The organism is Nocardia sputi (assembly GCF_023501985.1).
Genome location: NZ_JAMFLC010000023.1, coordinates 1 through 13,808 on the forward strand (window position 1 = coordinate 1; position 13,808 = coordinate 13,808).

Annotated in this window: 16 protein-coding genes and 1 pseudogene; 8 read left to right on the plus strand and 9 right to left on the minus strand. The window is 66.5% G+C overall.

All coding sequences use genetic code 11. From position 1 onward, the window contains the following. Positions 1–1,031 precede the first annotated feature (1,031 nt). Positions 1,032–2,201, plus strand: a complete 1,170-nt coding sequence (locus tag M8859_RS27535) for an FAD-dependent monooxygenase (RefSeq protein ID WP_249645035.1) — start codon at positions 1,032–1,034, stop codon at positions 2,199–2,201. 57 nt (positions 2,202–2,258) lie between these two features. Here the strand turns inward: M8859_RS27535 and M8859_RS27540 are convergent, their stop codons facing one another. Next, positions 2,259–2,636 (minus strand): ATP-binding protein, encoded by a 378-nt coding sequence (locus tag M8859_RS27540; RefSeq protein ID WP_195141337.1) that lies wholly within the window; start codon positions 2,634–2,636, stop codon positions 2,259–2,261. Between the two features lie 291 nt (positions 2,637–2,927). Here M8859_RS27540 and M8859_RS27545 point away from each other — a divergent pair, with 291 nt between their 5' ends. Beyond that, positions 2,928–3,605: a helix-turn-helix domain-containing protein gene (locus M8859_RS27545; RefSeq protein WP_249645074.1), complete on the plus strand. Its 678-nt coding sequence runs from the start codon at positions 2,928–2,930 to the stop codon at positions 3,603–3,605. Here M8859_RS27545 and M8859_RS27550 read toward each other — a convergent pair. Further along, positions 3,537–4,112, minus strand: a complete 576-nt coding sequence (locus M8859_RS27550; protein WP_249645036.1) for a dihydrofolate reductase family protein — start codon at positions 4,110–4,112, stop codon at positions 3,537–3,539. The genes M8859_RS27545 and M8859_RS27550 overlap by 69 nt on opposite strands. A 145-nt stretch (positions 4,113–4,257) precedes the next feature. Next, the gene (locus M8859_RS27555) at positions 4,258–4,887 is read right to left on the minus strand and encodes a TetR/AcrR family transcriptional regulator (RefSeq protein WP_249645037.1); all 630 of its coding nucleotides are present in this window, start codon (positions 4,885–4,887) and stop codon (positions 4,258–4,260) included. A 65-nt stretch (positions 4,888–4,952) separates the two neighbouring features. Here M8859_RS27555 and M8859_RS27560 point away from each other — a divergent pair, with 65 nt between their 5' ends. The 6 genes from M8859_RS27560 (at position 4,953) to M8859_RS27585 (ending at position 9,044) form a co-directional block, all read left to right on the plus strand. After that, positions 4,953–5,360, plus strand: coding sequence for a RidA family protein (locus M8859_RS27560; RefSeq protein WP_159930482.1), 408 nt, complete (start codon positions 4,953–4,955; stop codon positions 5,358–5,360). A 370-nt stretch (positions 5,361–5,730) separates the two neighbouring features. Further along, positions 5,731–6,306: an EF-hand domain-containing protein gene (locus tag M8859_RS27565; protein ID WP_249645038.1), complete on the plus strand. Its 576-nt coding sequence runs from the start codon at positions 5,731–5,733 to the stop codon at positions 6,304–6,306. A 190-nt stretch (positions 6,307–6,496) separates the two neighbouring features. Further along, the gene (locus M8859_RS27570) at positions 6,497–6,742 is read left to right on the plus strand and encodes a hypothetical protein (RefSeq protein ID WP_159926530.1); all 246 of its coding nucleotides are present in this window, start codon (positions 6,497–6,499) and stop codon (positions 6,740–6,742) included. Then, a complete protein-coding gene (locus M8859_RS27575) occupies positions 6,739–7,674 on the plus strand; it encodes an NAD-dependent epimerase/dehydratase family protein (protein WP_159926528.1) in 936 nt (311 codons plus the stop codon). The genes M8859_RS27570 and M8859_RS27575 overlap by 4 nt, the downstream gene beginning before the upstream one ends. Positions 7,675–7,761: 87 nt before the next feature. Then, complete coding sequence (locus M8859_RS27580) at positions 7,762–8,199, plus strand: MarR family winged helix-turn-helix transcriptional regulator (protein ID WP_159926526.1); 438 nt, start codon at positions 7,762–7,764, stop codon at positions 8,197–8,199. After that, positions 8,196–9,044 (plus strand): alpha/beta fold hydrolase, encoded by an 849-nt coding sequence (locus M8859_RS27585; protein ID WP_159926524.1) that lies wholly within the window; start codon positions 8,196–8,198, stop codon positions 9,042–9,044. Before M8859_RS27580 ends, M8859_RS27585 begins: the two co-directional genes overlap by 4 nt. On the opposite strand, the gene M8859_RS27590 is transcribed toward M8859_RS27585, so the two are convergent. The 6 genes and pseudogenes from M8859_RS27590 to M8859_RS27615 form a co-directional block, all read right to left on the minus strand. Next, positions 9,000–10,073, minus strand: coding sequence for a MerR family transcriptional regulator (locus M8859_RS27590; protein WP_159926522.1), 1,074 nt, complete (start codon positions 10,071–10,073; stop codon positions 9,000–9,002). The genes M8859_RS27585 and M8859_RS27590 overlap by 45 nt on opposite strands. Before the next feature lie 13 nt (positions 10,074–10,086). Then, positions 10,087–10,752, minus strand: a complete 666-nt coding sequence (locus M8859_RS27595) for a HEAT repeat domain-containing protein (protein WP_195071470.1) — start codon at positions 10,750–10,752, stop codon at positions 10,087–10,089. 328 nt (positions 10,753–11,080) lie between these two features. Next, a pseudogene (locus M8859_RS27600) lies at positions 11,081–11,347 on the minus strand (YciI family protein); the annotation flags it as partial. 300 nt (positions 11,348–11,647) lie between these two features. Next, entirely contained in the window at positions 11,648–12,139 is a 492-nt protein-coding gene (locus M8859_RS27605; RefSeq protein WP_223516195.1) for a DUF8020 domain-containing protein, read from the minus strand. 315 nt (positions 12,140–12,454) lie between these two features. Continuing rightward, a complete protein-coding gene (locus tag M8859_RS27610; RefSeq protein WP_249645039.1) occupies positions 12,455–13,318 on the minus strand; it encodes an SGNH/GDSL hydrolase family protein in 864 nt (287 codons plus the stop codon). Beyond that, positions 13,315–13,731, minus strand: a complete 417-nt coding sequence (locus tag M8859_RS27615) for a nuclear transport factor 2 family protein (RefSeq protein ID WP_159926580.1) — start codon at positions 13,729–13,731, stop codon at positions 13,315–13,317. Before M8859_RS27615 ends, M8859_RS27610 begins: the two co-directional genes overlap by 4 nt. Positions 13,732–13,808: the final 77 nt, after the last annotated feature.

The following is a 13,808-nucleotide window of genomic DNA, read 5'->3' on the forward strand; positions in this document are numbered from 1 at the left end:
CGGACACCGGCTGAGTACGCTGCGGCCTGCACCCACACCCACCACCCGGTGGACTGCGGGATCAACTGACAACTGACGAACAACCCGGGCTCTACTCCCGGGTGGTCGCATTATCGGGGACCGGCCAATTGGAACAGTGATGTACAAAGGACTTGGCAAAAAGCCGAGCCGGGTATGCCCTGACGAGCGCATCCATGAAAGACGGGTGTCCGTTCCATGTGAACGTTGCGTTTGGTTAATTCGTTGGCCTGCGATCCGAAATCTGGACGATGTTTCGTTTCCCGGTTTTCCGGATCCAGTTGCCGATTATGTGATCTTCCCTGCCGCCGCCGTCCGCGGCTCATCCGAGCCGGACGGCCGCTGTCGCGGGCTCCCTTCACCGCCGGCTACCGTCGCCACGGAGTACACGGGCATCCTTGGATTAGGCCGCGTGGGAAATGTGGCGAGCAATATATATTAGTCAACGCGGCGGCTTCTGGAGTCCGCCGAAAACGCGTAGACTTCGAGCAGGTCGGGACTGTATCTGGAGCCCTATCATGTTCGAGAGAAAGAATTCACACACGAAGTTGGCCCGGTTGGCGGCCGCCGCCGGTATGGCCGCAGTTGCTGCGATTCCGGTTGTCGCAGCCGCGGCGCAAGCGCCTACCGCGCAAGCAACGACGCCCACGTCCGCAACCCAACTCGTCGACAGCCCCGGCTGGGGTAACAGCCCAGGTTGGGGTTGGGGTCGAGGCCAAGGCTGGGGTCGCGGCCCCGGTTGGGGTGACGGGCGCGGTTGGGGTAATGGCCCTGGCTGGGGATGGAATCCCGGCTGGGGGAATTGGTGGAACCCACCCGGCTGGGGTGGCTGGGGCGGCTGGGGCAGCTTCTAGCGCCGGTGATCGAGCCCGGACACGCACAGCGTGCCGGGCTCGGTTGCATCGAGGACCGATCATGTGAAGCCAGGTTCGACCGACCGTGCTGCAGCTGGTGACGAGATGAAGATCGTGTGTATCGGTGGTGGGCCGGCCGGCTTGTACTTCGCTATCTCGATGAAACGGCGCGACCCAGCCCATGACATCACGGTGATCGACCGCGATCCCCCCGGGTCCACCTATGGCTGGGGCGTCGTGTATTGGGACGACCTGCTCGACATTCTGTATCGGAATGACCCCGACAGCGCCCAGGCGGTGCGTGCCGGGTCCGTCATCTGGCGTGAACAGGCAATCCACGTGCGCGACAACCAGACCGCGCACTTCGGGGGCTACGGATTCAGCATGGGACGGGCGGCATTGCTCGACGTACTTTCCCGACGGGCGAGCGACCTGGGCGTCGATGTCCAGCACGGGCGAGAGGTCCACGATCTGTCCGGCTTCGACGACACCGATCTCATCGTCGCCTCCGACGGCGCGAACAGCCGGGTACGGCAGCTGGGTGATCATCGTTTCGGCACGTCGGTCACCTTCGGCGAGAACCGGTATCTCTGGCTCGGTACGGACAAGGTCTTCACCCGATTCACCTTCGCCTTCGAACACACCGCGGCCGGTTGGATCTGGTTCCATGCCTACCCGTCGGTCGCCGAAAAGATCAGCACCTGCATCGTCGAGTGCCAACCGCAGACTTGGCATGGACTGGGATTCGATTCGTTGGACAACCTGGAGAACCTGCGTGTCTTGGAGAACATATTCACGCGCCTTCTCGACGGTCACTCGTTGCTCAGCAAGACACGAGGCGAGTTCGCTAGGTGGAGCCGATTTTCCGAGGTAACCAACAAGACCTGGTATCACGACAACGTGGTGCTGCTCGGCGACGCAGCACACACCACGCACTTCACCATCGGTTCGGGCACCCGGTTGGCGATCATCGACGCCGTCGTCCTCGCACAGAACCTGTACGAGCATGCCGAGGTAGCCGACGCGCTGGAGAACTACGATGCGCAGCGGCGCGCTGCACTGCGCCCGATACAGGCCGCCGCCCGTTCCAGCATGGCCTGGTTCGAACACGCCGACCGGTACCTCGACCGCAGCGCCGTGCAGTTCGCCTATGCGATGGCGGCTCGACACGGGCTGCAAATGCCGTGGCGATATCAGCTACACCTGCTCACGCAGGTATCCGCTGTACGCAAGATCCGGCGTGGCATCGACTCCGGACAGCGGTGGTGGCGCGCTGCCCGACGGGGGGAACTCGCGATGGCACAGCCGCCGGGGGTGCCTGGCCGGTGACTCGTCCGGTCCGCCTCATCCCGAGGAACATCGCGCCCAGACCCACGCCGCGGAACCTCACCAGCCGCCGCAGCGCGGACCGAGTTCGGCCCACACCGTTTTGCCGCCGTCGTGGTAGTCGACACCCCAGCAGGTTGCGAGCTGGTCGACCAGGAGCAACCCGCGCCCGCCGGTGTGATCGGGCCGACGGATCCGCGCCGGCGCGGGCGAGCCGTCATCGACCTCCACACGGAACCGGTCGCGGCCGGCCACGATCAACCGGCAGCCACGCGGCGCCCGCGCATGCACGACCGCGTTGCCTGCCAACTCGTCACACACCTGTACCGCGTCCTCCACCCCGACACCGGCGAGCGGCTCGAGCAGACGCCGCACCTCCGCCCGGACCTGCCTCAACGGCACGACCCCGAGGTCCAACTCGACAACACCGCGGTCCACGGATCGACCGGCGTGTGCCGGATTCAATATCGAAACGCCCACCCTGCACCCCTCCTCTCACTCGCCCAGTGCCCCGACCTCCGCGGGGACAGCCATTACTTCGGCGACATACCCCCGCTAGACCCCCGAAAACCGCCGAGAAACCACACATCGGGACCGTCACAGAACGCTTCAGGTGCGGCCCTGTCCTCGGATTAGGATGCCGTCGTGGGATTGCTGTTCGAGACACGTGCGTCGGATTCGCCGTGGATCGCGTCGGTGTGGACCTGCCGGAGCGAGCAGGTCGCTGAGATGACCGCTGTGGCGACCGAGACCTGGGGGCTGGTCTTCTGGGAACAGGAAGGCACAGCGTACGCGTGCGTCACCGGTCCCGAGAGCCGCACCAGCACTGCCCCTGTGCCTGAAGGCGCGACCTTTGTCGGTATCCAGTTCGCGGTCGGCACGTCCCTTCGCGCGGTGGCCGCTCCTTCCCTGCTCGACAGCGGGATCGTCTTGCCCGAGGTAACCGCCCGGACCTTCTGGCTCGACGGTGCTCGCTGGGAGACGCCGCACCCGGACGATGCCGAGGCGCTCGTCGACCGACTCGTCCGAGGCGGAGTCGTGATCCATGATCGCTTGGTAACGGAGGCTCTGCGGGGCCACCGTCCAGCGGTTTCCGATCGGACGCTCGAGCGCCGCTTCCGAGCGGCGACGGGCCTCACCCGAGGCGCGGTGCGGCAAATCGCGCGCGTCCGCACCGCGGCGGCACTGCTGAGCTCAGGTGAGGCCGACAGCGATGTCGCCGGCCTGCTCGGGTATTACGACGAACCCCATCTTGCCCGCGCGCTGCGACGGTACGTCGGGCGCACGGCACGGCAGCTGCGCGGGGGCGTGGGCGGTGCGATCGCGCTCGATCCCGCTTCAGCGAACGACTTTGTAGACGAGTTTGGCCACTCCGTTCGAGTAGGTCGCCGACTCCTCGAGGCGTAGCTGCTGCTTGTCCCGGTCGGCGGTGCTGAACAGGCTTTTGCCCGCCCCCAGCAGCACCGGGAACACGAGCAGGTTGTACCGGTCGATCAGATCGGCGTCCGACAGGCGCCTGGCCAGTTCGGCGCTGCCGTGGATGAAGATCGCGCCGCCGTCGCCCTGCTTCAGTTCGGCGACATCCTCGATCGACCGCAGGATCGTGATCGGACCCCATCCGTCGATCAGGGCGTCGTCGGTGAGGCTGGTCGAGACGATGTACTTGGGGAGTTCCTTGTACGCGACATGATCTTCCGAAGCGGGCCACATCGGGGCGAACGCCTCGTAGCTGCGTCGGCCGAACATCAGCGCCGTGGTCTCGGCGAGTTCCTCCCCCTTGAGCGAGTAGGCCTCGGGCACGAACTCGGTGTCCATCACCCAGCCGCCGCTGCGATGTCCCTCGACCGCGCCGCCTGGCGAGTCGACTACTCCGTCGAGCGACATGAAGCCCGTGTAGACCAGTTCGCGTGTCACAAAATCCTCCAGAGAACGGACGGCGGAGATCGCCGGTGGTCAGTTGATACCGGCTCGGAGCCTACGGGCGGAGAGCTCTGCCGTCTTGGACGAAACCGACACCCACGCCACTCGCGGCATCGACCGCATCGCCGCCTTCCTCCCGTCAGCGGGAGTCATTCCGGGGGTGGCTCGGGGTCCAGCCGAGTTCGACTGATCGGTGGCAGGTGTCGGGGTCGTCGCCGCCGCTGGTGAAAAGAGCGGTGAGCATGGGTGCGCCGTAATCGAGCGCTTCGCGCGGTAAGGGGCCGGTTGCCACGAGGGACACCAGTCCATGGCCGATGGCCCAACTCTGGGTAGCGAGAGCCTGGGGGTCGACGTCGGAGCGGAACCGTCCGATGGTTTTCGCCCGTTCGACGGCGCGCACCAGGCAGTGCAGGGTTTCGTCGGCGGCGGCGGGGTCTTCGAGTGCGAAGTCGGCGTCGAACATGACCCGGTAGAGGCCCGGACCGGCAAGGGCGTTGGAGAGGTACGCGGCCCCGAGGGCGGCGAGGTCTCGGACCGGGTCCGCCGTCAGGGTGACCGCGTTGAGCTCGGCCGCCAGGCGAGTGAACCCTTCCTGGCGCATCGCCTGCCACAGGCCCTCCATCCCCCCGAAGTAGGTGTAGACGGCCATGGTCGACAAACCGGTTCCCGCGACGACCGATCGCAGAGTGATCGGTTCCCGGGCTCGAAGCATGCGCGCCGCCCGCTCGATCAGCTGGGTGCGGACCGCCGGATCTTTCGTTCTGACCACGGCACCACATTACATAGCGATGCTATGTTCAGAATCGTCGATCTTGCGTGAGTGAGGAGTGCGTTATGGCCGTGGAAATGGTCAACCCGGACGGATTGCCGAAACCCGAGGTGTACCGGCAGTTATCGATCGCCACCGGCTCGAGGCTGGTGTTCCTGGCCGGGCAGGTGGCCCGCGACGCTACCGGAAAGCCCGTCGGCGAGGGAGATCTGGCCGCACAGGTCGAGCAGGCCTATCTCAATGTCGGTACGGCCATGGCCGGGATCGGCGGATCGTTCGATGATGTGGCGAAACTGACCATCTATGTAGTCGACTGGTCCCCCGACAAGATGCCGTTGCTCGGCGAAGGCGTGGCCAGGGCGGCCGCGAAGTTGGGTGTCGATCCAGTCAAACCGATCACCCTGCTGGGGGTCGCTGCGCTGGGTGAGCCCGACCTGCTGGTGGAGGTCGAGGCCACCGCTGTTATCGACTGACATGCCACGCACCGCAGGGCGACCTCGGCGGCGGTGAGTCCGCTCGCCGTGCGGAGTTCGAGGCTCCCTCCGAAGCCGGAGCAGACCAGCCCGAGGATCGGATGCCGAGATCGCTTGCCGCTGCGGCCATTACCGTCTGCGGCAGTTGCCACTTCGCCTTACAGGTACCCGGTTCCCGCGCGGCGGGAGACCACGACAGGGCGGCCAGGCGCGCCTGATTCAATGATGTCCGTCCGTAGACCACGGTCCCACCGGCGAGAGTTGATCACGAAATGTCCACCGGGAAAACGGTTTCGTGGCGTGGCGCGGTCGGAATCAGCGGAGAATTCCGCTGGTGGCCGACCGGCCACGGTGGCGATGATGGACTCGAGTGGACGGGACAGGCATGGAGATCAGCGAGTTCTTGACGCGCAAGCTGGAGCGGCGGTTCGAGACGTTCGATTTCGACGGAGACGGCCGGATCGAGCGCAGCGATTTCGAGAGTTCGGCGCGCGCGGTGGCCGTGGAGTTCGGCCACGAACCGGATTCGCCTGCCGCGCACCAGTTGCTGCAACTGAGCTTGCAGCTGTGGGGCCGCCTGGCATCGGTGGGCGATGTGGACATCGACGGATCGGTCGATCTCGCCGAGTACAAGCAGGCTTTCGCGGAAGGCCTGCTGGTGACCGAGGAATCATTCGACCAGGGCTATCGACCGTTCCTCTCGGCGATCATGGCGATCGCCGACGGCGACGGCGACGGCAAACTGAATGCCGAGGACTACGCCCGCTGGACGGGGGCGCTCATGCACCTGCCTGCCGGCGATGCCCGCGAAATCCACCGCAGGCTCGACACCGACGGCGACGGCTTCGTCACCACCGAGGATCTGCTGCAAGCCATCCACGACTATTACTTCGACGAGAATCCGGAAGGTGTCGGCAGCTGGTTGCTCGGCAAACTTCGCGGCTGACGGCAATTCTCGCCGATCGCCGTCGCCTTCAAGTCGTCGATCGGACCGACCGATCGCGCGGCTTCATCCGCGTTCGCCGCCTCCGGACGCGGGTATGTTGCCCAGATCACACGCGAGGCCCCATCACACCCCGACGGCCCATGTCGTCTCCAGTTCGGTACCGCGTTCGCGGCCTGAGAAGGAGGCAACCATGAATCGTTCGGTCACCGTCGTCACCCTTGTGGCAGCGGCATCGATGCTGGGTATCGGGATCTGGTGCCGCATCGACCCGGCTGGTTTCGCCGAATGGGCCAACTGGCCGGAGCACGAGCATTTCCTGCACGACGCGGGCGTCTTCCAGATCGGGATCGGGCTGATGATGATCGCGCCTCGTCATCCGCCTGCGGGAACTGCGCACGCGGAATTCAGCCGCCACGGTCTCGAGGTGAAACCGTGAGGATCCTGCTCGCCGGCGCGACCGGCACGATCAGCTCCGCTTTGATCCCTCTGTTGCGGTCGGCCGGCCATACCGTGCTCGGCCTCACCCGAACAGCCGCCGGCGGCCATCGCCTCGCCGAGTCCGGTGTTCGTCCGGTGGTCGCGGACATCCTGGACGCCGCTGCGCTACGCAACGCCGTCGCGGGTCTGCGTGCGGACGCGGTGGTCCACCAGGCCACCGCGCTCACCAGGACACCGACCCGGCATCGGGACCTGTACGCCACCGACGAACTGCGTGACAAGGGCACCCGCAATCTGCTGCGGGCGGCGGAAACCGTCGGCGCCCGGCAATTCGTGACACAGTCGTTCTTCCTCGGCTACGGCTGGTGCAACCACGGCCCGGCTCCGCTCAGCGAGGATCATCCTTTCGCGCCCCTCGGTCACGGCCCATTCGAGACCCATATGCGCTCACTGCGCTCCAACGAGGAACAGGTGCTCGGATACGGCGGTATCGCACTGCGCTACGGCTTGTTCTACGGGCCGGAACCGGCCACCTTCGGGATGATGGACAGCCTCCGCCGCCGCAGGCTGCCGGTGCCGCGCGAACCCGGGACCCTGCACCCGATACACATCGCCGACGCCGCTTCCGCGACCCTCGCGGCCTTGGCACGTGGCCGGCCAGGCGAGGCCTACAACATCGCCGACCGGGAGCCGGTCGATATGGGCGACTACCTCGATGCTCTCGCGGCCGTGGCCGATGCCCCGCCGCCACGCCGCATCCCCGGGTGGCTGCTACGGGCGACACCTTATCTGCACGCCCTGCTGGTGAGCAGTCACATCCGACTGGACACCGCCAAAGCCGAACGCGAACTCGGCTGGTCCCCCGCCTACCCGACGTATCGGGAGGGCCTGCCCCCTCTCGGTGCCGCGCACGCGCCGAACGAACGCTGAATCCAGCATCCCGCGTCACTGCTCGACGATTGCCCGACCGAATCGAACGAGCGATCGATTTGCATTGCTAAGTTAGCATGCTAAGTTATGGAGGTGGAACCGACTCTGAGCTTCGACCTGCACGTGCTCACCGCCCGTCTGGATCGAGCGGCGGACCGCATTCTGCGAGCCGAGCACGGCGTGTCCTACAGCCGCTTTCTGGCATTGACGTTCGTGGGCGAGTTGGGAGCCTCGACGCAGCGGACTCTTGCCGACCGGCTCGGTGTGACGGAACCGTCGGTCAGTCGCATGGCGGCGGTCCTCTCCGCCGACGGGCTGCTCGACGTGCGCCCCGACCCGGGAGGCGGACGAAGCCGCCGGCTCAGTCTCACCGGCAAAGGGCAGGAGCTGGTAGCCGCGGCCCAGCGCGGCCTCGAAGAGCGGTTGGCGGCAGTCGTCGCCGAAAGCGGCGTGCCCTACGACGAATACGCGCGGCACACCGCGCGATTGCTGGCCACCTTCGAGCGCTTGGAGTCCCTCACATGAATGCCGACGTACCGGTCACACCGGCCATGCAGCGCTCGGTCGTCTCGACAGACGGCACACCGATCGGCTACCGAACCATGGGCAGCGGGCCGGGAGTGATCGTGATCGGCGGCTCACTGTTCACCGCGCAGGACTATCTACCGTTGGCATCGGCACTGGCCGAGTCCTGCACTGTGCATCTCCTCGAACGACGCGGGCGCGGCGCGAGCGGCCCACTCGGGGAGGACTACCTCTTGCGAAAGGAAGTGGACGACGTGCTCGCCGTGCAAGCTGAAACCGGCGCGCGGCTGGCGTTCGGACACAGCTATGGCGGACTCGTCGTTCTCGAGACGGAACGGTCGTCACCGGTGTTCGACCGCGTCGTGCTCTACGAGCCGGGGGTACCCGGCGGCCAGGTAGCCACCGGATGGATGGCCCCCTACCGTGAGCGGCTGGCCGCGGGCGACCCCTACGCCGCCTTCGCCTATTTCATCCAGGGATCCGGTGGCGCGCCGGGATTCGTTGCCAGGCTGCCCCACTGGTATCTGCGCACCGCGTTACGCATCGGATTCCGCGGGCGGCGATGGCAGCGAATGCGGCCGCTGCTCGCAGCCAACCTGGCCGAACACGAGCAATTGGCCGCGCAGCACGACCGGCTGCACGAGTTCGCCGACCTCACCACCGCGACCTTGATCCTTCGCGGAACTCGCACGCCGTCGACAACGCGTACAGAACTCGACGTCCTTGCCCGCACACTCCCCCACGCCACCCTCGACACCATCGACGGACTCGACCACTTCGGACCGGAGGGCAAGTCGGGATCAATCGTTGCGGAACGGGCGGCGGGCTTCCTCCTCGAACGTTGAGAGACGTCCGAGCGAATCTGTGAACTCGATTTCGGGCGGTCTCGAGCGCAGAATCGCGGACGCGGTCGCCGCGATCGTCCGGTCGTCGTCGGCAGTCAGCGCTATGAGGGCTTCCCGTGCCGCGGTGCCCGCAAGCTCGGCGAGCGCCTGCGTGATCCGCAGACGTGTCGGGGCGTCGACAGTGTTGTCGAGCCGGTCCCGCATCGCCCGGACGATGTCGTCGGCACAGGCCGCGTCCTGCGCCAACAATCCCAGCATCTCGGCGGCCTCGACATCGGACCGCCCCTCGACGACCATCTCGAGCAGGGCAGGCATCGCCTCGGCGACACGCCGGGAGCCCAGAGCCAGGGCAGCGCGGTCTCGCACCGTCGCGTCGCGGTCGTCCAGAGCCCTCCTCAGCAGCATCGTCGCCTCCGCGGCGGGCACTGCCGCTATCGCGACAGTCGCCCGCCGCCGGACCTCGACCGCCCCCGAATCCAGACCGACGGCCAGGTCCTTCAACCCCTCACCGGCCGCCCTCGCCAACGACCACCGCAGCGCTCCGGCGACATTCGGGTCGTTCTCCGACAGCGCCGCCTCGACCAGGGCTTCGACCGGCAGCGACGTGCGCTCGTTCTGCGACAGCACCGCTTGCTGACGGCGGGCTCCGGACTCCGATTCCAGCGCGTGCAACAACGTGACGATGCCAAGGACGTCCCCCCACTGCGCGGGCGCGGCCGCGTCGACGCGCTCGAGCTTCCTGAGCAGTTCCTCCTCGGACGCGATCCGCGCTCGCGTGTGCCGGATGAGCTCTCCCACCAATTCGGCCGGAGCGAAACCGGGTTCGTCCAGCGCCCGCTTGGCTTCGTTCAGCGACAGCCCGAGAGTCCTGAGGCACTCGACGTGGAAGAGGCGACGGATGTCGTCGGCGGAGTATTCACGGTAACCACCGGATGTGCGGAGCGTCGGTTTCACCAGACCGAACGCGTCGTAGTGGCGCAGCATGCGGGTGCTGACGCCGGAACGCCGCGAAACCTCACCGATCAACATCCATCGTCTCCTTTTATGCGTCCGGACCGGTCGCGGCGACGCGCTTGGCCATTTCCACCGAGAGGGTGAACCCGCTGTCGGGGTCACGACGCAGCCCCTCGGTGGCCTCCGCATGCGCGCGAACGCGTGGATCCGGATTCGCCATCGCGGCAACCAGAACCGGCGCGGCGGCCTCTCCGAGCGCCGCCAGTGCGCGGCTCAGACTGAGCTGCACATGGTGGTCACCCCGTCCGAGCGCGGTCGCCATATCGGCGGCGAGTTCGCCCTCCGCGCCGGGCGGAACGAGCACCACGGCGGCCCGCCACGCGCTTTGCGCGACCTCGTCGTGTTCGTCGTGCAGCAGTGTCGACACCGCGGGCCAGGCACTCCGGTCGCCGATCTTCGACAGCGTGTGCAGCGCCTGACTGCGGGCCTGGGCGATGTCGGACCGGAGTTCGGCGAGCAGCCTCGGTACCGTGATCTCGGGTGGCAACCGGCACAACGCCCAGGTCAGCATGTCCCGGACGAAGAAATCCGGTTCGACGGCACACCGGGCGGCGAGGATCTCCGCGAGACGGGGATCGCCCAGCGTGCCCGCCGATAGCGCCGCCCGCAGCCGAGCCGACGAATCAGTGTCGGCGAGAGCGTCGACAAGGCGAGCATCCGGCTCGCCGTGGTTGGTTGTGTTCACGACAACCACCTCCTTCGTCGACCACTCAAGTCCTTGTCACAGTGTCAGGGTCAAGCCGTGGAGTCACGCCGAGCCGCGCCGATCCGTCGCGCCGCGCCGATCCGGTTCCGAACGGGCGCGCGGCTCGGTGCGCTCGCGCGGGGATGGACGACGCTTCGGATGCGAGAGCATCCCTCGGGGAACTCGGTGTCATGGGGCCACGCCGAGTGCGTCGGGACAATTCGAGCGCGGCCCGGCAGAGCTATCGGCGGGCGTTGAGTCGGGCGGCCTGGCGCGGCAGGTCATCTCGGAGGTCACTCCGTGATGGGCGGCGCGGTCAGGAACGGCCGCGCCTCGAGTCACTCACCATCCAGCCGCCGACGAGGTCCTCGGTCTCGGCGAAAGGGCCGTCGGTGACCGGCGGTCGGCCCTCGCCTTCGCACCGGACTGACATGCCCTCGGGGGCGAGCGTCTGACTGTCGACGTACTCGCGGTCTCCTCGAGCCGGGCCGCGAAGTCGCGCATGTATTGCATGTGAGCCGAGAACTCCTGCGGCGTCCACTGGTCCATGGGCACGTCGTCGACCGGGGCACCCGTAGTGCTCGAGCAGCAAGTACTTCGTCATTGTGGTCGTATTCGTATCGGTCCCCGAGTTCTACACCACCATCCAGATTTCTCGGTTCTCATCGACGAATCGGGCGGAGTCGACTGTGGTGACCGGCTGCGCGATTCATCTTCTGATGGAAGCGTTCGAGAATTCCGTGCTTGCTCGTCTGTCGGCGGCACCGGACACAATGATCACCGCACTGCTCGAGTACTGCGATCGGGCCGTCGACCGAACGACCATTTCGCATGGCGAAGCCGAGCGGGTTCGTGGCCCGCTCGGCCGTGTCGACTATCTTGATTCGGTTCTTCCCGATATCGATCAGAACGGGGTGAAGAAGAAGCCGAACCAGGCACCTACCGCAGCACCGACCGCGCAGCCGATGACGGCGCCGACGACGAAGAACCAGATTCCGATGGCGATGCCGATCGCGCAGCCGATCGCCGCACCCAGCAAGGCGCCACCGAGCAGGGCATCGTGCATCAGGCCCTGCACCTCGGGTGTGACCGCGGCGGGTGACGGTGTGCCACCTGCCGGCGTCATCGTCAGCGTCCTACCCGACGGGTCGAGCGACGGTGTGACGCTGAAGTTCTGGCCGGTCTCCATACGCAGTGTCGTCGGGATCGTTCCGACAATCGCACCGTCGTCCGCGACCACGTTGACCGCGTCCGGCGTTACTTCGAATCTGCCGGAAGCGAGATCGACGACTGCGCTGCGGTGATCAGCCGCCAGAGTTGTCGTGTAGGCGATAGGCCCATCCACCCCGTTCATCGTGAGGTTTGCCAGGGTGCCCTCACCGTGTGCCGTTGCCATGGCAATGCCCGTTGACGCGATGGCCATCAGGGCGGTCGCCACTAATTTCTTGAATATCATCGGGAGTCCAATCATCGGGACCGATATGTGTTGGATTCCCCCCGGGCGGGCGACGTTGACCGTCAGGTATGATATTTACTCCTCAACTTGTTCTATGTCGATAGGTATCCGGTAGGGAGAATTTTTCGTACTTCAGGTCGAATATTCTCTCCACCTTTCCCCCTTCTTCTATAACAAGTCAGAACGCTCCGCAGCATTCTGTTATCCATCCGAAGCAGCATTCTGTTATCTATTCGCAGCGTCCGGGGACCGTGTTCACCGGTCCGTGGTCGCGGCAGTCGCAGCGGCCGTGTGGTCGCAAAGGGGCAGCAGGTCGGGGCGTTTGGCGGTACGGCCGTCGCCGGAAGACCGCCCGGTCAGCCGTCGCCCCAGCCAAGGGCCGAGGAAAGTCGCCGCCCAGCGCAGCTCGTTCGCCGCCACGGCCAACACACCGCGCTCGGGCAGCGCCGGTTGCAACGGGCTGGTCCAACGGTCGTCGGCGCCGGGCAGCCGCAGCGCGTGGGCGAGAGCGTCGGCGATGCGTTGATGGCCGATCGGGCTCGCGTGCAGCCGATCGGGGCTCCACAGGCGGGGATCGGTGACGACGGCGTGGGGGTTCGTTTCGGCGACGATGACGCCGTGCCGTTGGGCGCATGCGCGGATGCGATGGTTGAGTGCGATGACCCGGCCGCCGATCGGACGCGCCAGCGGGGTGATGCGCGTGACGTCGGGGAAGGTCAGCGTGGCCACCACGGCGCCGTGGGCGGTGAGCGCCGCGAACATGGCATCGAGGTGTCCGGCGACCTCGTCGGCGTCGAATCCCGGGCGCAGCATGTCGTTGATTCCGGCGACCACGGTGACCAGGTCCGGCCGTAATGCGAGGGCGGCCCCGAGCTGTTCTGCGTGGACCTCTCGAGCGAGTTTGCCGCGAACGGCGAGGTTGGCGTAGCGCAAATCCGGATTGATCGCGGCGAGCAGTTCGGCGAAGCGATCGGCCAGACCACGTAAGCCGCCTTGGTCGTCGCGATCGCCGACGCCTTCGGTCTGGCTGTCGCCCATGGCGACGTATCGCGAGTAGGTCGCGGCAGTGCTCGAGCCGGCGATGTCCGCGCCGATGACCGTCGCGTCGAAGTCGCTCACGCCTGCGCCGCCGGACGCCCGAGCTGCGCGGCGGCCTCGGCCTCGATGCGCTCGAACTGCTCCCCCATCCGCGCGGCCAGGGCGTGCGCGGCCGACAGCGGCCGCACCATGACCATGAAGTCGTCGATCTTCCCGTCCGCGTCGAAGTGCAGAAAGTCGCAGCCGGTCAGCTGCTTGCCGTCCACTCTCGCCTCGAACACGAACGCGTGGTCGCGACCGTTCGCGTCGGCGATCTCACGCACATAACGAAAGTCCTCGAAAACGCGGATCACCGCGCGCAGGATCGCCGCGGTCACGGCCTTGCCCGGATACGGCTTGAACGCCACCGGACTGGTGAACACCACATTGTCGGCCAGCAGCGCCTCGATCGCCGCTTCGTCCCGTGCCTCCACGGCTGCCCGGAAGGGATGCACGCCCACCTCCATAGTAAATTAGTTGAGTAGGTACTCCCAACGCTAGTGCGCATCATCAGCGGTGTCCAGGAGTCGGC